This window comes from Kribbella jiaozuonensis (genome assembly GCF_005233875.1).
In the GTDB taxonomy this organism is placed as follows: Bacteria; Actinomycetota; Actinomycetes; order Propionibacteriales; family Kribbellaceae; genus Kribbella; species Kribbella jiaozuonensis.
On sequence record NZ_SZPZ01000002.1, the window covers coordinates 809,315 to 826,792 of the forward strand.

Consider the following 17,478-nt stretch of genomic DNA (forward strand, 5'->3'; position numbering starts at 1 on the left):
CCGATGGCGACCTCGACAGAAGCTCGCTCGACCGTCCGGTCCGCCACCCACAAGCGGACCCGGAGCGCGAAGAACGCGGTCGGCCTGGGGCTGCGGATGCGGCGCAACTGGCAGCTGTACGCGATGCTCGCGCTGCCGCTGATCTGGCTGGCGATCTTCGCCTACTGGCCGATGTACGGCGTGATCATCGCGTTCAAGGACTACAACGTGGTGCAGGGGATCTGGGGCAGCCCGTGGGCCGGGATGAAGTACTTCCACCGGTTCGTGGAGTCGTACCAGTTCTGGCGGCTGATCAAGAACACCGTGTACCTGCACGTCTATGAACTCGTGGCGACGTTCCCGCTGCCGATCATTCTCGCGCTCTGCCTGAACACCGTCCGGAAGAAGTGGTTCAGCCGTGCGTCGCAGCTGATCACCTATGCGCCGCACTTCATCTCGACCGTGGTCGTGGTGGGTCTGCTCGTCGTACTGACCAGCCCGAACACCGGCGTGACCAACAAGTTCATCGGCCTGTTCGGGTTCGGTCCGGCCAACGTGATGGGTGACTCCGGCATGTTCCGGCACCTCTACGTGTGGTCCGGGGCGTGGCAGACGATGGGGTTCGCCGCGATCATCTACCTGGCCGCGCTGACCAGTGTGCCGCCGGAACTGCACGAGGCGGCGATCGTGGACGGGGCGTCGCGGTTGCGGCGGATCTGGCACATCGACCTGCCGGCGATCGTGCCGGTGGCGGTGATCCTGCTGATCCTGGACATCGGCAGGATCCTGTCCGTCGGGTTCGAGAAGGTGCTGCTGATGCAGAACAGCCTCAACCTCGATGTCGCCGAAGTGATCGATACGTACGTCTACAAGATCGGTCTGGCCTCGGCGGTACCGCAGTTCAGCTATGCGACCGCGATCGGGCTGTTCAGATCGGTGATCGGGTTGGTCCTGCTGGTGCTGGCGAACACCTTCGCCCGCCGGTTCGCGAAGTCCAGCCTGTGGTGAGCTAGTCGCCGGCCTGGCGGTGGAGTCCGGTCGCCAGGGCGGCGGAGAGCAGGAGCGCGCAGGTGCTGGTCATTGCGACCAGCACCTTCACGCCGTTCAGGCCGGTGGCGATGCCGGTGCCCAGGACGATCCCGGCCGCCACCGCGAGTACGACGAGGCCGATCCAGATCAGCAGCGCGGCGCGCTTCTCCTGCTGCGCGATCGCGGCGTACACGACGAGTTGGAGTACGGCGTACGCGGAGCCGGAGACTGCGAACAGCCAGGTGTACGGGCCGAGTGGCGCGTACTTCTCCTTGCCGCCGATCACCTCGACGACGACGCCGGGCAGGATCAACGTACCGACGACCGCGCAGACACCGAGGCCCGCGACGGCCATGATCGCGCGCCGCAGCCGGACGGTGTCGCCGGGGGAGTTGGCGAGCGACGGGAACACCAGCACGATGACGAACTGCGGCAGGAACAGACAGGCCTTCGCGATGATCAAGCCGGCCGCGTAGTACCCGCTGTCCTTCTCGTCGAGCAGGGCGCGGGCGAAGAGCACGTCCGCGTTCGCGAGCGCGAAGAACGCGAGCAGCGTGTGCGTGCCGTGCACGGACTCTCGCAGTACGTCCTTGACCTGCTGGCCGGTCGAGCCCGTCGATCCGCGGAGGAAGAACTGACCCAGCAGGGCCGGTACGGCGGCGCCGAGCGCGAGACCGGCCATGGCCCAGTCCAGCGACGGGTGGATCAGCAGTGCGCCGCCGCCGAGCACCAGTCGACCGACGCCGGTCGAGAAGTAGACCGCGGCCAGCTCTGTCCAACGCTTGCTGCCCTGCAGTACGCCGAGCTGCGAACCCATCAGCGTGAGGCCGCCCAGCGTCGGCGCCAGCAGCAGGATCGCAACGACCGAGTCGATGTGAAGCAGCCACATGAACAGCGGCGTCAGTACTAGGCAGAGCGCTGTGAGTCCCAGAGCAGATCGGCGGCCTGCGCGCAGCATCGCGTCAGCCAGCGCGGCCGCGCCGTCGCCGGTGTGCGTAGCGAGCTGGCGAGCACCTGCGGCCTGCAGACCCAGTGAGGCGACGTTGCCGATCAGCAGCAGACCGAGGAGAGCGGTGATCGCTCCGAACTCCTCGGGCATCAGCAGGCGCGAACCGATCAGCGTGAACCCGTAGGCGGCCACATTCATGATCGCCATCGCGACGGCGACCACGGTGGCGCTGCGCAGGAAGGCACTGCGCGGCGCCTGCGGTTGGGTGGTGCCCGACGTCATACTGCGCTGCCTCAGATCGGTGGGGTGATATTGCCGACCTCACGGTACGGCAACGATGCCGTCCGGAAGCCGCCGGATCCGTTAATGTCCCGCCGGTGGGGAGGCTGAAAGCAGGTAGTTCGGAGCAGGTGGTCTGGCGAGCTCGGCTCGTGCTGGGCTGCCTGGCTCTGGTGGCGCTGTGCTTTCAGCAGGCTCCGGGCAAGATCCTTGCGGACAGCAGGATCGAGCTGACCGCGGCACCCGGACGGTTCCTCTCGCGAGCTCTGCACTTGTGGGACCCGCACACGGCCTTCGGTCAGGTGCAGAGCGACGCCTTCGGCTACCTCCTGCCGATCGGGCCGTTCCACTGGCTGCTGGACGCGTTGTCAGTTCCGGACTGGATCACCCAGCGGCTCTGGTGGTCGCTGGTCCTCTGCGTCGCCTTCCTCGGTATCTGGAAGCTCTGCAGCGTCCTGGAGTACGGCGTGCCGTGGACCCGTTTCGCGGTGGCACTGCTCTACGCGCTCGTGCCGCGCGTGTTCGGCGAGTTCCCGATCGAGGTGTGGCCGATGGCCATGGCTCCGTGGATCCTGCTGCCACTCGTCTCACCGCGTGCCCGCTCCGGCTGGTGGCGCGCCAGCTGGTCGGCTCTGGCGTTCGCGCTGATCGGCGGCGCGGACCCGGTCGCGGGTGCGGCGACGCTCGTCGTACCGCTGGTCTGGCTGATCAGCCATGCGAAACTGAAGCTCGCACTGGGCTGGCTCGGCTTTGTGGTGGCCGCGTCGGTCTGGTGGCTGGTGCCGCTCGCGTTGCTGTTCCAGTACGGCGCTGCGCCGCCAGGCCCGCGCTGGCTGCCGGTGATCGGTGTGGTCGTCGGAGTGCCGCTCGCAGTCGCCGGAGCGCACTACCTGCGTCGCCTGGCCAATGTGTCCGTGTCCCGAGGCGTCAGCCGCCGTGTCGTACCGGCCGTCGTCGCGTGCCTGGCGGTGGCTGCAGCCGCGCCCGTGGTCCTGCTGCGACCGGACGGCGCGTCGGCTGCGATCCCAGCGCACTGGAACGCGGCGGCAGCGTGGCTGGACGATCAGTCTGCCCCGGGCAGTGTGCTGCTCCTGTCCACCACGACCGAGCCCCTCACGGCATTGGTCAAGCGACCGATGGCCGCGCTGACGGCTGACGTGCAGCGCCGCGTCGACTCCGGTGTCGGCGACCAGACGCTGCGGCAGGAGCTCAACCACGACGGCGTCCGGTACGTCGTCGTACGCAATGACCTGGCGGACACGCTCGCGATCCACGAGAGCCTGGCCGACGCCGGCATCGGACGAGTCGCGTACTTCGGTCCCGGCGGGCCGACCCGGATCGCGTACCCGAGCGTGGAGATCTACGACGTCGGCGCGACCACGCCGGGGCGCCTGATCCCGCGGTCCCGGCTCGTGGCGGTCGACGGTACGGCTGACGACGTACCGACCGTCGTGACGGCGCTCGGCGGGAGTGGGAGCGCAGTACTGCGTGAGGACAACAAGCTTGACGGACTGCCGTTGATCGATACCGATGTGAGCCAGGCAGTCGATCAGCAGCCGAGTGCGGTCGTGTTGCGGAGTCAGCAGATCGGGCGCTCCGGCTGCTTGCACCTCGGGGTACGGGCGCTGTGCAGCCAGGATCAGGCTGCTGATGAACCACGTGGTCTTTCTCGGACGGTGCAGTTGCCGCAGGCCGCGTCGTACGAGCTGCGGGGTATGGCCTTGCCGAAGGACGGTGAGGCGCTGGAGCGGCTGTTGCCGGTGGCCGGCGCGATCACCGCTACCGCGTCCTCGCGGGCCGTCACGGCGCCGGAGGGACGGCCGGGGGCAGCGGTCGACCGCGACCCCGGGACGAGTTGGCAGGCGGATCCGGATGACCCGAAGCCGAGCCTGACGCTGAAGTTGCCTGCGGCAAGGGATGTGCGGGGGCTGCGCTTCCAGTCCGACACCTACCTGGACGGCTCGCGGCCGGCCGAGGTCGCGCTGCACTTCGACGGTGGCGGGTCGATCCGGGCCACGGTCGACGCCGACGGATACGTCCGGTTCGCGGCGCGGCACGTGCAGACGATCAAGATCGACTTCACCGCGACGAAGCCGTTGCAGGACGCGCATCGCAGCCCGGTCGGGGTCACCGAGGTCGCCGTGCTGGGCGCGGACGAGCTGCGCAAGGCAGTCGATCCGGACCGACGCGTCCCGTCGTACTGCGGGAACGGGCCGGTGGTGCGCATTGACGGTGTAGCTGCGACGACGCAGGTCGCGGCGACGATGCGGGACCTGCTGAAGCGGCGGCCTGTGCCGTTCAGCCTGTGTGGTGCGACTTCGGTGTCGCTGCGGTCCGGGAGCCACCGCGTCGAGGTGCTCGCAGGCGGTGGGGTCGTGCCGATCGAGACGACGCTGGTCAAGGCCGGGTTCGGCGACGTGTCCGTGACGCCGGTGCAGGGTGTGGACGTGTGGCGTCCGAACCCGGCGGAGCTGACGGTCGAGGTGCCGGACGCCGACGAGCAGTCCGTGCTGGCGGTCGCGCAGAACTACAACGCGGGCTGGGAGGCGTACGACAGCACCGGCCACAAGCTGACGCCGATCCGGATCGGCGGCTGGCAGCAGGGATGGGTACTGCCCGCTGGACCCGAGCAGGTCGTCACGGCCAGCTTCATGCCGGCTCGGAGCTATCGCGCCGGGCTGCTGCTCGGACTGGTCACACTGCTGGCAGTCCTGGCCACCGCAGTGTTCTTCCCGAAGCGCAGGACCGGCCGCTCGATCAGGCGGTAACTCGCGGCGGCCAGCACGACCGCACCCACCAGCGTCACCAGCAGCTGTACTGCGAACGGCCCGCGCATCACTCCCAGTACGACGAACCCGTACACCACCACGCCGTACGACAGCCGTGCACCGATCTGCGCCGGGCGACCACCCAGCACGCGGACTGTCCTCGCCGAGGGCGTCAGGATCGGGAAGAGCGCGCATGCGACGACTGCGGTGTAGAGCAGGCCCTTGAGCAGTGCCTGCGCCGGTGTGGGCGCGGAGTGGTCGTACGGTCCCGCGAGCGGGGTCGCGGAGATCAGTAGCAGCGCGGCGGCGATTCCCCAGAGCGTTCCGGGGACTCTGGTCAGCGTGTCGAGTGCAGACGGGCCCAGGCGACCTGTGGCGCGGGCGACCTGCCAGAGCGCCAGGCCCATGCCGACCGCGAACCAACCGAGGTACCCGGGTAGCCAGAGGCCCGCCTGCGGGTGATCGGTTGCCGTGACTGCTGCCATCCACACCGGGCCGAGCACGGTCAGCGCGACCAGCACCAGGAGCCGCCAGCGGACACTGCGGCGGGTCGGTCGCTCGTAGCCGGTCAGCAGTCGGCCAAGTCCGGGGAGGAGCAGATAGAAGGGCAGTGGTGTGAGGACGGCCCACCGGAGGTACGTGGTCGCCGGGTGTGGGACGAAGGCGATCGACAGCACGATGGTGATCAGCAGCGCGGGCAGGATCCGCAGCGCACGGCCACGCAGGTAGGGCAGCGTGAGCGGCGGCTCGGTGGCCGAGAACCAGGCGACGACGTGCGGCCGGTAGAGCAGGAAGCCGGAGATCGCGCAGAAGATCGCCCAGCCGACGTCCAGCCGGGACACGACACCAGCAAGTGGCGCATGCGTCTGCAGGCCGACCTGTGCGATCACCACTGCGATCGCGGCGATCGCTCGCAGCCCGTCGACTGCCGGGAATCGGGTCATGCGCCCAGCGCCTTGTGTGCGGTCCAGATGGCAGTGCCGGGTACGAGCGGTCCGCGTTCGGGACCCCAGCCGCCCCAGATCAGCTCGTGCCCGGCCGGCCACTCCGGCTCGAGCAGGTCGTCGACGACAAAGCCGGCGCCGGTCAGCTCGCGGATCCAGTCGCCGGTGGTGCGGTGGTGCTCGGCATACACCGGCGTACCGGAGTCGTCGACCTCGACGTACGGCGTCCGGTCGAAGTACGAGTGGGTGATGCGCAGTCCGGCCGGCGACGGGTCGTCGGGCATCGTCCAGCGGAAGGGGTGGGTCACCGAGAACACCAGCAGGCCGCCGGGTCGCAGCACGCGGGCCAGCTCGCGGAACGCCGTACCGACGTCGGCGACGAAAGGCAGTGCGCCGAAGGCGGAGCAGGCGATGTCGAAGGTGCTGTCGGCGTACGGCAGGGCTACCGCGTCTGCCGCGACGGTGCGGACCGACGTACCGGTCTGGGCGTCCAGGTCCTTGGCGACCCGGAGCTGCTCGAGAGAGATGTCGAAGGCAACCACATCCGCTCCCTGGCCGACGAGCCAGCGTGAGCACTGGGCCGCGCCGCAGCCGACCTCGAGGATCCGCCTGCCCTTGACCGGACCGAGCAGCCGGGCCGACTCCTCGTCCACACCCTCGGGAGACCAGATGAACCGGTCGTCGCCGAGGAAGTCGCCGTGCTCCTCCAGGTACTCGTCAGCTGCCGAGTCCCAGTAGGTGCGACTGGCCCGCGAGGTCTCCACCTCGGTCAGTTCCACCCGTACCGGCCTGTTCACCCCGCACACTCTAGTGTCGAAACCATGAGCGACTTCGCCGCTAGTGCTGTTCCGTTGCCAGGCGGTTACCAGGGCCAGACCTACGCGGTCAGTGCGGGCGGTGAGGACGCCGTACTGAAGCTGTACGTGAAGGACCCCGCGCGGGCAGCTGTGGATGCCGCACTGCTCCAGTTGGTGCGTGGGCTGCTCCCGGTACCGCGGGTGCTCGACGTGAAGCGGGAGGGCGCGCCGGACGATCCGCCGTACCTGCTGACCGAGAGGTTGCCGGGCGTGAACCTGGAGGTCTACCTGGCGACGGCCGGGGAGGACGAGCGGCGGTACGTCGGGCAGCAGTTGGGCGAGCTGCTCGCGCGGTTGAGCGGGATGCCGTTCCGCTCCTTTGGGCTGTTCCGGGACGGGGACCTCGGGATCGAGCCGCTCCGCGGGGACCTGGAGCAATACCTCGACAGCCTGGACCTCGGGATGACTCCGGCGCAGCGGGAGGGCCTGGAGAGCGTGTTCATGGACGCCGAGGACCTGCTGGCCGAGGGCGTCGACCGGTTCTGCCTCGTGCACAGCGACTTCAACCCGAAGAACCTGCTGGTGGACCCGGAGACGGTCCGGATCACCGGGCTGATCGACTGGGAGTTCGCCCACGCCGGCTCGCCGTACGCCGATCTGGGCAACCTGCTGCGGTTCTGCACGGACCCGGTGCTGGCCCGGCCGGTGCTCGACGTACTGCGGGGGAGTGGGCTGCTGGGGTCCGACCGGCTGGTCGATCTCGGCCGGGCGGCGGATCTGTGGGCGCTGCTGGACCTCGCCGCGCGGACGCCGCGGCATGAGGTCGCCGCCGCGGCGCACCGGCTGGTCTTCCGAATGGCGGACACCGGACACCTCTCCGCAGGCCGTCCGGACCTGGAGGTCGTACTCTGAGGTCAATGGCATGTGGAGAGACCTCGGCAGGCGCTCGGTAGGCACCGGGTGCCCCAGGTTGTGCTGCCTTCGTAAAGACCGGTATTCTGTCAGATGCGCTATGGGCCCGCGCGACCTCGGACCGAGCAGGCTCGTGACTCGCAGCAGTCGGTGGTGAATCTGTCGTCTTCAGGCAATCCCGCGGTTTGGTGCGATCCAAAGGTTCATGACGCAACCGCACGACACCACCAGTCCACGGAGCAACCCACCACATGACGGCCAGCATCGAGGCTCCCCTCGACCCCGCAGTGCGCAACACCCCGCAGGTAGCGGTCAATGACATCGGGTCGGAGGAAGACTTCCTCGCGGCGATCGATCAGACCATCAAGTACTTCAACGACGGCGACATCGTCGAGGGCACCATCGTCAAGGTCGACCGGGACGAGGTCCTGCTCGACATCGGTTACAAGACCGAAGGCGTGATCCCCTCCCGCGAGCTGTCGATCAAGCACGACGTCGACCCGAACGAGGTCGTCAACGTCGGCGATCACGTCGAGGCCCTGGTTCTCCAGAAGGAGGACAAGGAAGGCCGTCTGATCCTCTCGAAGAAGCGCGCCCAGTACGAGAAGGCCTGGGGCACGATCGAGAAGATCAAGGAAGAGGACGGCGTCGTCACCGGCACCGTCATCGAGGTCGTCAAGGGTGGACTCATCCTCGACATCGGCCTCCGTGGCTTCCTGCCGGCCTCGCTCGTCGAGATGCGCCGGGTCCGCGACCTCCAGCCGTACGTCGGCCAGGAGATCGAGGCCAAGATCATCGAGCTGGACAAGAACCGCAACAACGTGGTCCTGTCCCGCCGGGCGTGGCTGGAGCAGACGCAGTCCGAGGTGCGGATGAACTTCCTCACCCAGCTGCAGAAGGGCCAGATCCGCAAGGGTGTCGTCTCCTCGATCGTCAACTTCGGTGCGTTCGTGGACCTCGGCGGCGTCGACGGTCTGGTGCACGTCTCGGAGCTGTCCTGGAAGCACATCGACCACCCGACCGAGGTCGTCGAGGTCGGCCAGGAGGTCACCGTCGAGGTGCTGGACGTCGACATGGACCGCGAGCGCGTCTCGCTGTCGCTGAAGGCGACCCAGGAAGACCCGTGGCAGCAGTTCGCCCGGACCCACCAGATGGGCCAGATCGTGCCCGGCAAGGTCACCAAGCTGGTTCCGTTCGGTGCGTTCGTCCGCGTGGAGGAGGGCATCGAGGGTCTGGTGCACATCTCCGAGCTGGCCGAGCGGCACGTCGAGATCCCGGAGCAGGTCGTCCAGGTCAACGACGACGTCATGGTCAAGATCATCGACATCGACCTGGAGCGGCGCCGGATCTCGCTGTCGCTCAAGCAGGCCAACGAGGGTGTGGACCCGGTCTCGGACGACTTCGACCCGACGCTCTACGGCATGACGGCGACGTACGACGACCAGGGCAACTACATCTACCCCGAGGGCTTCGACCCGGAGACGGGCGAGTGGCTCGAGGGCTTCGACGCGCAGCGTGAGGAGTGGGAGCGGCAGTACGCCGAGGCCCACACGCGCTGGGAGGCCCACAAGAAGCAGATCGAGGACGCCAAGACGGCAGACGTCGAGGCCGGCGAGGCATCGACGTACTCCTCCGCTGCTGCCCCGAAGGACGACGCCCCCGTCGAAGGCGCCCTCGCCTCCGACGAGGCCCTCCAGGCCCTCCGCGAAAAACTGACCGGCCAGGGCTGATCAGTTAGTTAGCACCCACGAAGCCCCCGCATCCTCTCCGGATGCGGGGGCTTCGTACGTTTTTGGGGCCTATTCAGAAACAAGGAAAGAAGAACAACAAGAAGAAGAGATATAGATTGGTGGCGGCTTCGGTGGTGAACCACCACTCTGAAGAGAGAGAACAAGAAAAAGACAGAGAAATACAAAAGATGGAGTGGGAGTTGGGTGCGTGGCCGGTCCGGCGGTCCGGTAGCGGTCGGCCTTGCTTCACACCCGCGCCGGATCGGCTGCCACTCTCGACCCGCTCCGTGTGCTACAGCCGGCCGGCGGAGGCCCGTTCCGCCTCCAACCGTGATCGGAAAGCCGAGCCCAGCCAGGCACCCAACTCCCTCTCTATCTTCTCTTTCTCTTTTCTTTAAATATTCTTGTCCTTGAAGGTCTTCAGTGTTTCTGCGCCGACCGTCACCGGACCGGCGGACTCAGCCAGGCAGCCAACTGCCTCTCTATCTTTTGTTTCCTTTGTTCTTGTTTTTGATTATCTTCTTTGCTTTTAGTCGTATGGGCGGCGGATGCGGGGTTTGCCTAGGTCGGTGCCCCATTGGCCTCGGCCTTCGCCTTTTAGGCGCATTTTTAGTTCCATTACGTGGGCTCGGGCGCCGCTGGCGGAGAAGAAGCCGATGCGGTAGGGCTCGTTGGGGGCGCCTGCCTCCCACGCCGGCACCTGTTGCTCGCCGTAGCGGACGAGGCGGACAGGCGGGTCCTCGCCGGCCTGGATTCGCGCCGCGTCTTGCGCGCACGCCGGGACCTTGCGGGTCGGGCCGCTGCGTGGGGTCCAGACGACGTCTCGTGCGGCCGGGCCGTGCTGGGGGTTGAAGAAGCACGGCGTACGGCGTTCCGGCGGCGGATCGCCCGCGACCCGCGCGCGAACGCACGCCAGCGCGTACCTGCCCGCCGTCAGCGTGTCGACGATCGCACTGATCGCCTCGAACGAGCTGAGCCGATCGACCAGCCGCTCGGCGGTCTCGTACGCATCCAGCGCGGTCTGGTAGTCGTGCCGAGTCTCGGCATCGAGCGCACTGCCCTCCAGCAGCTCACCGAGCCGAGCCAGCTCCTCCCCGAACTGGACAACGTCCTCCTCGGCCATCACCCGGACGTGTCTCAGCTCCTGCGCATCCTGACGCCGTCGCCACCACCCCATAAGCCATGCTAGGCCCGTGGATAGGGTGCTGGGGTGCTGAGAGTAGGACTGACTGGCGGGATCGGGGCCGGGAAGAGTGCCGTCTCGTCGCGGCTGGCCGAGCGGGGCGCGGTCGTGATCGACTCCGACGTACTGGCTCGGGAGGTGGTCGCGCGGGGGACCGACGGGCTCGACGAGGTGGTCGCGGCGTTCGGTTCCGGCGTACTGACGGCCGACGGGGACCTGGACCGGCCGGCGCTGGGGAAGATCGTGTTCGGCGACGAGACCGCCCGGCGGAAGCTGGAGGCGATCGTCCACCCACGGGTCCGTGCGCGGGCCGCCGAGATCGAGCACGAGTCGCCCGAGGACGCGATCGTGGTGCACGACATCCCGCTGCTGGTGGAGACCGGCCAGGCCGGCAGGTTCGACGTCGTACTCGTGGTCGACGTACCGGTCGAGGTGCAGGTCGAGCGGCTGACCGCACAGCGCGGGATGACTGACGCGGAAGCGAAGCAGCGGATCGCCAGCCAGGCGTCCCGGGAGGACCGGCTCGCGGCAGCGGACGTGGTGGTGGACAACTCCGGCAGTCTCGCCGAGCTGGACCACCGCATCGACCAGGTGTGGGAACAACTCACAGGCCACGGTCCGGATACGAAAAGGTGACCCTCGCGCGGTAAATGATGAATCCGGGACCGGCTGTACAAGAATCTGTCCCGGTCCGGCCCGGGGTGACTCCTGCAGGCCGGCCACCGACGGCGCGCCCCGCGCCGGTCCGGACGTCCGAAGTAGGGAGGATGGCGTGGTGTGTCCGCGCTGCAGCTCTGACGTCCCCGAGGTCTCGCATTTCTGCCACCACTGTGGCAACGACATGCGTACCGGGGATGCCGAGCGCAAGAAGGCGTACGCCGCCAGGCCCGATGAGCCGGTGGCGTCGTTCAAACTGGTCTCGACGATCATGCCCCAGGGCTCCGGCCAGCAGCCGTACACCTACAAGGTCGCGCTCGGCATCGCCCTGCTGCTGACCGTGGTGACGGCCGCGCTCGGCGCGCTCCCGGTGGCGATCATGATCGCGGCCTTCGCCATCCCGATCGTCTACATCATCTACTTGTACGACGTGAACCTCTGGGAGGACGAGCCGATCCCGGTGGTCGCTGCGGCCTTCGTGCTGACCGGCGTACTCGCGGCTGTCTTCACCTGGCTGTGGAAGGACAAGCTGGCCCTCTCGCTGGACACGATCGGCGGTAACAGCGCCGGTCCGTCCGGGCGGGACCTGCTGATCCTGCTCCTGCTGGTGCCGGTGGTGTCGGAGCTGATCCGGCAGATCGGCCCGCTCTATCTGGCCTCGCGGCCGCGGTACGACGACCTGATGGACGGCTTCACGTTCGGTGTGGTGGCCGGTGTCGGGTACGCCTGCTTCGAGACGCTGGTGCTGCACTGGGGCTGGATCAGCGGCGGCTTCGCCGGTCCGGGCAGCAGTGCGGGCACGTGGATCTCGATCGTGCTTCTGCACGGCTTCATCAAGCCGCTGGTGTACGGCTCGGCGACCGGTCTGGCCGGTGCGGAGTTCTCCGGCCTCGGCGAGGGGTACGACGGGTTCACGCCCCGCTGGGTGGCCGGTCTGCTCCAGGCGATGGCGGTGAACGCGCTCTTCCAGGGCGGTGTCTACCTGCTCGGTTTCGTCGGCGGACACGGCTCGACCATCGGTTCGGTCCTCGGTGTGGTCTGGGGCCTGCTGCTGCTCGGCGCGCTGATCATCCGGGTGCGGACCGTGCTCCACAAGGGCCTGCTCGAGGCTGCGCTCGAGTCGGCCGCGCGGGGTGGTTCCAACCACGCGTCGGGCGACCTGGCGTTCTGCTCGCGCTGTGAGATGCCGCTGCTTCCGCAGTCCGACTTCTGCTCCGCCTGCGGCAACTCGGTGCGTTCCGTGCCGAAGTCCGCTCGCGGGGTGACAGCACCGACCGCCGCGACGACTGGGGAGACGCAGGCATGAGCAACCAGCAGCCGCCGTACGGCGGTGGCCAGGGCAACCAGCAGCCGTACGGAGGCCAGCCGGGCCGGCCCCCGGGTCAGCCGCAGGGTCAGCCTGGTCAGCCGGGTTATGGCCAGCAGCAGCCCGGGTACGGGCAGCCGCCGCAGGGTCAGCCTGGTTATGGGCAGCAGCCCCCGCCTGGGTACGGGCGTCCGCCGCAGGGCCCGCCGCCTGGCTACGGCCAGCCGGGTCAGCCGGCTCAGCCTGGTCAGTCGCCGTACCCGCAGCAGGGTCAGCCGCAGCAGACCTTCCCGGGCCAGCAGCAGTATCAACAGCAGCAGGGCTACCCCGGCCAGCAGCAGTACCCGGGTCAGCAGCAGTACCCAGGCCAGCAGCAGTACCCCGGCTACCAGCAGCCGCGGCGCAAGAGCGGTGGCAGCAAGACCCTGCTGATCGCCGGCGGTGCGTTCGCCGTGGTCGCGGTGATCGGCGTCGTACTGGCGCTCGTCTTCAAGGGCGGCGACGACAAGAAGGCCGACCCGAGCCCGACGCCGACGACCCAGCCGACAACCGGCCAGAGCACCGAGCCGACGAATGTCGACGAGGGCATCGAGGTCGGCCAGGGCGTGTACGTGAAGCCTCAGCCGGGCTACATCCGGAAGAGCCTGGACGGGTTCGACGGCGTGTACCTGCTGAAACAGGGCGAGGCGTACTTCATGGTGAACGCCTGGAAGGCCGGGCCCGGTGAGAACACCGACACCGTGCTGCCCAAGCTGCTGAACGCCGAGACCAAGGACCTGTCCTCGGTGAAGACCGGCGACCCGAAGGTGACGAAGCCGGGTCCGGACGACAAGACCACGGTCAAGGTCGTCACCACCCAGAACTTCGACGCGATCTCCAGCAGCCAGAACGGCAGCCTGCCGGTGGTCGGGTTCGTCGGCGTGATCGAGCGCAACGACGGCGTGATCACGATCGTGCGGGTGTACGGGCGTAAGGACAAGGTGTCGTCGATCCGGACGGATTCGGACGCCATGCTGCTGTCGGTGGTCAAGAGTCAGTGAGCGGAAAGCGCGACAAGGGTTCCAGCAGCAACCCCTGGGTCAACCAGCCCGGGCCGGACGCGGACGACGTCGAGCCGGAGGAACAGCTCCCGCCGTCGCCGTGGAACCTCGAGGTGCCACCACCGCCGTCGCCCTGGGGTGACGGCGGTGCACCCGGTCCGGGGCCAGGTCCCGGCCCGGGTCCGGCCACGGAGACGTCGTCGGCGTGGGGTGAGAACGTCGGCCCGCAGTCGTTGCGCCGCCCGCCGCCGGAGAAGAAGCGCGGCTTCCGGATCCCGCCGCTGCTGATCCCGGTCGGCGCCGGCCTGATCGTGGTCGCGCTGGTGGCCGTCGCGCTGGTGCTGCTGTCCGGTGGTGGCGACGACAAGGCCGATCCCACACCGAGTACGCCGGTCGGTACGCCGACCGCGCCGAAGTCGTCGTACCAGCCGCCGCCGAACGCGATCCCGGTCGGGTTCGGTGTCTCGATCGTCCCGGTGCAGGGCTGGAGCCTGTTCACGAAGGAGACGCAGGGCAAGCAGGTGGCGACGTACCCGCCGAACGACAGCGTGCACGCACGGGCGTTCCTGTGGGTGCGGCAGAAGCAGAACGTCACCGCGAACGCGTACCTGCTCGGGATCGTCGAGGGCGAGACGCAGGAAGAGGTCGCGCAGCTCGGCAACGTACGGAACCTGCCGTGCCCGAAGGACGTCTTGGTGGAGTGCGTCGCGATCGACTACACCTCCACGGCCAAGGAGAACGGCGTGGACGTGAAGGTCCAGGGCTCGGTCGAGGTGTACCGGCGCAAGGACAACGTGGTCACCGCACTGGACTTCCGGACCCGGGTCGACTTCGCCCAGAAGGCCGAGGCGGACGCCGCGATCATGAAGAAGTCCGTGATCGACAGCCTGTGACGAACCACCGGAACTACCGCGAGGAAACACTATGAGTCAGCAGTACGGTCCGCCCCCGGGCCCGCCGCCCGCACCTGCTCCCGCTCCTGGTGGTTGGGGTACGGCGCCGCAGGCGCGCCCGGGCGGTCCGGCGCCCGGTGGCTGGGGGCCGGGGCCGCAGCGGCCGCACCAGCCGCCGAAGTCGAACCGTACGGCGTGGATCATCATGGCCGGCGCGATCGTCGCGGTGCTGCTGGTCGCTACCGGTGTGGTGCTGCTGGTGAACGGCAGCGGGAAGGACAAGCCGGTCAGCCAGCAGACGCCGGACCCGGTCGGCACGCTGTACACGCCGTCGCCGACTCCCACGCCGAACGACTCCAAGGGATCGAACGACGCCGGTGTCGAGGTCGGCTGGGGCATCTGGTTCATCCCGTCCAAGGGCTGGCTGAAGTCCCCGGACAAGACCTACGCCGGGCAGAACTGGATCCTGCAGCAGTTCAGCGCACGCGGGCTGATCGACGGGTACTACTGGGTCCGCCAGACCGAGCTGTACAACGCGAAGGGCTTCGCCGAGCACCTGGTCGACATCGAGTCGAACAGCATGCAGGGTGTGCGGATCGGCAGCGGGGTGGCGTGCACGCCGGCCAACCCGAACATCAAGGCCTGCTACGCGCTGTCGTACACCGGCGTCTGGGTCGGCAAGACCGGCGCGAAGATCGCGATGAAGGGCTTCGTCACCGCCTACCAGGACCAGTTCGGCCGGGTCACCGCCACCGACGCCGCCCTGGAGTCCCGGGTCTACCAGCGCCGCGTCAACGAGCTCATCTACATGAACAACAGTGTCGTGAAAAGCTTCTGACCTGGGGTTTTTAGAAACTGTCGGCGACGGGCCGTACGGTGGAGGGCATGAGACAGGTCTCGGATCTTCAGCGTATGGTCGCCCCGCTGAAGGTAGTGTCGGATTTCGATCCGGCGGGTGACCAGCCCACTGCGATCGCGGACCTGGAGCGGCGGATCAACGCCGGCGAGCAGGACGTCGTACTGCTGGGCGCCACCGGTACGGGTAAGACCGCGACCGTCGCCTGGCTGGCCGAGAAGATCCAGCGCCCGATGCTGATCCTGCAGCCGAACAAGACGCTCGCCGCCCAGTTCGCGAACGAGTTGCGCCAGTTCTTCCCCGCCAACGCCGTCGAGTACTTCGTGTCGTACTACGACTACTACCAGCCCGAGGCGTACGTACCGCAGACGGACACCTATATCGAGAAGGACTCCTCGATCAACGAGGAGGTCGAGCGCCTCCGCCACTCCGCGACCTGGTCACTGCTGACCCGCCGCGACGTGGTCGTGGTCGCGACCGTGTCCTGCATCTACGGCCTGGGCTCGGCCGATGAGTACCTGAACCGGATGATCCACGTGAAGGTCGGCGCCGAGATGGACCGCGACGGCCTGCTCCGCAAGCTGGTCGGCGTGCAGTACGCGCGCAACGACCTGGCCGGCACCCGCGGCACGTTCCGGGTCCGGGGCGACACGCTCGAGGTCTTCCCGGTGTACCAGGAGCTCGCCGTCCGGGTGGAGTTCTTCGGTGACGAGATCGAGCGCGTGATGACGCTGCACCCGCTGACCGGTGAGGTCATCAGCGAGGAGGACGAGGTCTACATCGGCGCTGCCACGCACTACGTGACCGCGCCGGAGCGGATGGAGCGCGCGATCACCTCGATCGAGGCCGAGCTGGAGGAGCGGCTGGCCGAGCTCGAGCGCAACGGGCAACTGCTGGAAGCACAGCGGCTGCGGATGCGGACGACGTACGACATCGAGATGATGCGCCAGATCGGGACCTGCTCGGGTATCGAGAACTACTCGCGGCACACCGACGGGCGTGAGGCCGGGACGGCGCCGCACTGTCTGCTGGACTACTTCCCCGAGGACTTCCTGCTGGTCATCGACGAGTCGCACGTGACCGTCCCCCAGATCGGCGGCATGTACGAGGGCGACATGTCCCGGAAGCGGACCCTGGTCGAGCACGGGTTCCGGCTGCCGTCGGCGATGGACAACCGGCCGCTGCGCTGGGAGGAGTTCCTGGAGCGGATCGGCCAGACCGTGTACCTGTCCGCGACCCCGGGGCAGTACGAGCAGGACAAGTCCGACGGGTTCGTCGAGCAGATCATCCGGCCGACCGGTCTGGTCGACCCCGAGGTGATCGTGAAGCCGACCAAGGGCCAGATCGACGACCTGATCCACGAGATCCGGATCCGCGTCGAGCGGAACGAGCGGGTCCTAGTCACCACGCTGACCAAGAAGATGTCCGAGGACCTCACCGACTACCTGCTCGAGATGGGCATCCGGACGAGGTACCTGCACAGCGAGGTCGACACGCTCCGGCGAGTCGAGCTGCTCCGCGAGCTGCGCATGGGTGAGTACGACGTACTCGTCGGTATCAACCTGCTGCGTGAGGGCCTCGACCTGCCGGAGGTGTCGCTGGTCGCGATCCTCGACGCGGACAAGGAAGGCTTCCTCCGCTCGGGCCGGTCGCTGATCCAGACCATCGGCCGTGCGGCACGAAACGTCTCCGGCCAGGTCTTCATGTACGCCGACAAGATCACCCCGTCGATGGAGCAGGCGATCGACGAGACCAACCGGCGGCGTGCGAAGCAGATCGCGTACAACGAATCGCACGGAGTCGACCCGCAGCCGCTGCGGAAGAAGATCGCCGACATCACCGACATGCTCGCCCGCGAGGACGCCGACACCGCCGAGCTGCTGGGCTCCGGCCGCAACCAGTCCCGCGGCAAGGCACCGGTTCCCGGTGGCGGCAAGGCGAAGGCCGGCGAGAAGGCGAAGGAGCTGGCCGGCGGTCTCCCGTCGTCGGACCTGGCCGACCTGATCCAGCAGCTCACCGACCAGATGCACAACGCCGCCGCCGAGCTCCAGTTCGAGGTCGCCGCCCGCTACCGCGACGAGATTTCCGAGCTGAAGAAGGAGCTCCGCCAGATGACCAACGCCGGCGCCAAGTAGCCCCGGACCGTCGTACGCCGG

Annotated in this window: 14 protein-coding genes; 10 read left to right on the forward strand and 4 right to left on the reverse strand. The window is 68.0% G+C overall.

From position 1 onward, the window contains the following. Positions 1–3 precede the first annotated feature (3 nt). Entirely contained in the window at positions 4–987 is a 984-nt protein-coding gene (locus FDA38_RS15420; RefSeq protein WP_137254717.1) for an ABC transporter permease, read from the forward strand. 1 nt (position 988) lies between these two features. Here the strand turns inward: FDA38_RS15420 and FDA38_RS15425 are convergent, their stop codons facing one another. Next, positions 989–2,239 (reverse strand): MATE family efflux transporter, encoded by a 1,251-nt coding sequence (locus FDA38_RS15425; RefSeq protein WP_137254718.1) that lies wholly within the window; start codon positions 2,237–2,239, stop codon positions 989–991. Positions 2,240–2,334: 95 nt separating this feature from the next. Here FDA38_RS15425 and FDA38_RS15430 point away from each other — a divergent pair, with 95 nt between their 5' ends. Further along, complete coding sequence (locus FDA38_RS15430) at positions 2,335–5,004, forward strand: alpha-(1->3)-arabinofuranosyltransferase domain-containing protein (protein ID WP_233714731.1); 2,670 nt, start codon at positions 2,335–2,337, stop codon at positions 5,002–5,004. Here FDA38_RS15430 and FDA38_RS15435 read toward each other — a convergent pair. Next, positions 4,902–5,948, reverse strand: coding sequence for an acyltransferase family protein (locus FDA38_RS15435; protein ID WP_137254720.1), 1,047 nt, complete (start codon positions 5,946–5,948; stop codon positions 4,902–4,904). The two genes, FDA38_RS15430 and FDA38_RS15435, sit on opposite strands and share 103 nt — an antisense overlap. Then, complete coding sequence (locus FDA38_RS15440; protein ID WP_233714732.1) at positions 5,945–6,745, reverse strand: class I SAM-dependent methyltransferase; 801 nt, start codon at positions 6,743–6,745, stop codon at positions 5,945–5,947. Before FDA38_RS15440 ends, FDA38_RS15435 begins: the two co-directional genes overlap by 4 nt. A 24-nt stretch (positions 6,746–6,769) precedes the next feature. Here FDA38_RS15440 and FDA38_RS15445 point away from each other — a divergent pair, with 24 nt between their 5' ends. Then, positions 6,770–7,657: a phosphotransferase family protein gene (locus FDA38_RS15445; protein WP_137254721.1), complete on the forward strand. Its 888-nt coding sequence runs from the start codon at positions 6,770–6,772 to the stop codon at positions 7,655–7,657. Positions 7,658–7,908: 251 nt separating this feature from the next. After that, positions 7,909–9,387, forward strand: a complete 1,479-nt coding sequence (gene rpsA, locus FDA38_RS15450) for a 30S ribosomal protein S1 (RefSeq protein WP_131293342.1) — start codon at positions 7,909–7,911, stop codon at positions 9,385–9,387. Between the two features lie 529 nt (positions 9,388–9,916). Here the strand turns inward: rpsA and FDA38_RS15455 are convergent. Next, complete coding sequence (locus tag FDA38_RS15455) at positions 9,917–10,564, reverse strand: hypothetical protein (RefSeq protein ID WP_137254722.1); 648 nt, start codon at positions 10,562–10,564, stop codon at positions 9,917–9,919. Between the two features lie 33 nt (positions 10,565–10,597). On the opposite strand from FDA38_RS15455, the gene coaE reads away from it, so the two are divergent. The 6 genes from coaE (at position 10,598) to uvrB (ending at position 17,457) form a co-directional block, all read left to right on the forward strand. Continuing rightward, positions 10,598–11,206, forward strand: coding sequence for a dephospho-CoA kinase (gene coaE, locus FDA38_RS15460; protein ID WP_137254723.1), 609 nt, complete (start codon positions 10,598–10,600; stop codon positions 11,204–11,206). A gap of 205 nt (positions 11,207–11,411) precedes the next feature. Further along, the gene (locus FDA38_RS15465; RefSeq protein WP_233714733.1) at positions 11,412–12,533 is read left to right on the forward strand and encodes a PrsW family glutamic-type intramembrane protease; all 1,122 of its coding nucleotides are present in this window, start codon (positions 11,412–11,414) and stop codon (positions 12,531–12,533) included. Beyond that, positions 12,530–13,573 carry a hypothetical protein gene (locus FDA38_RS42655; RefSeq protein ID WP_137254725.1) on the forward strand — a complete coding sequence of 348 codons (1,044 nt, stop codon included), beginning with the start codon at positions 12,530–12,532 and terminating at the stop codon, positions 13,571–13,573. Before FDA38_RS15465 ends, FDA38_RS42655 begins: the two co-directional genes overlap by 4 nt. Next, positions 13,570–14,466: a hypothetical protein gene (locus FDA38_RS15475; RefSeq protein ID WP_137254726.1), complete on the forward strand. Its 897-nt coding sequence runs from the start codon at positions 13,570–13,572 to the stop codon at positions 14,464–14,466. The genes FDA38_RS42655 and FDA38_RS15475 overlap by 4 nt, the downstream gene beginning before the upstream one ends. Before the next feature lie 31 nt (positions 14,467–14,497). After that, positions 14,498–15,304 carry a flagellar basal body-associated FliL family protein gene (locus tag FDA38_RS15480; RefSeq protein WP_202877695.1) on the forward strand — a complete coding sequence of 269 codons (807 nt, stop codon included), beginning with the start codon at positions 14,498–14,500 and terminating at the stop codon, positions 15,302–15,304. 47 nt (positions 15,305–15,351) lie between these two features. Further along, on the forward strand, positions 15,352–17,457 hold the full coding sequence (gene uvrB / locus FDA38_RS15485; protein ID WP_137254727.1) for an excinuclease ABC subunit UvrB: 2,106 nt from the start codon (positions 15,352–15,354) through the stop codon (positions 17,455–17,457). Positions 17,458–17,478: the final 21 nt, after the last annotated feature.

Bases quoted from the DNA above. Each gene is read 5' to 3' on its own strand.
- rpsA (WP_131293342.1), top strand. From the start codon at position 7,909: ATGACGGCCAGCATCGAGGCTCCCCTCGACCCCGCAGTGCGCAACACC.
- FDA38_RS15435 (WP_137254720.1), bottom strand. From the start codon at position 5,948: ATGACCCGATTCCCGGCAGTCGACGGGCTGCGAGCGATCGCCGCGATC.
- FDA38_RS15420 (WP_137254717.1), top strand. From the start codon at position 4: ATGGCGACCTCGACAGAAGCTCGCTCGACCGTCCGGTCCGCCACCCAC.
- FDA38_RS42655 (WP_137254725.1), top strand. From the start codon at position 12,530: ATGAGCAACCAGCAGCCGCCGTACGGCGGTGGCCAGGGCAACCAGCAG.
- FDA38_RS15480 (WP_202877695.1), top strand. From the start codon at position 14,498: ATGAGTCAGCAGTACGGTCCGCCCCCGGGCCCGCCGCCCGCACCTGCT.
- FDA38_RS15445 (WP_137254721.1), top strand. From the start codon at position 6,770: ATGAGCGACTTCGCCGCTAGTGCTGTTCCGTTGCCAGGCGGTTACCAG.
- uvrB (WP_137254727.1), top strand. From the start codon at position 15,352: ATGAGACAGGTCTCGGATCTTCAGCGTATGGTCGCCCCGCTGAAGGTA.
- FDA38_RS15465 (WP_233714733.1), top strand. From the start codon at position 11,412: ATGCGTACCGGGGATGCCGAGCGCAAGAAGGCGTACGCCGCCAGGCCC.
- FDA38_RS15425 (WP_137254718.1), bottom strand. From the start codon at position 2,239: ATGACGTCGGGCACCACCCAACCGCAGGCGCCGCGCAGTGCCTTCCTG.
- FDA38_RS15455 (WP_137254722.1), bottom strand. From the start codon at position 10,564: ATGGGGTGGTGGCGACGGCGTCAGGATGCGCAGGAGCTGAGACACGTC.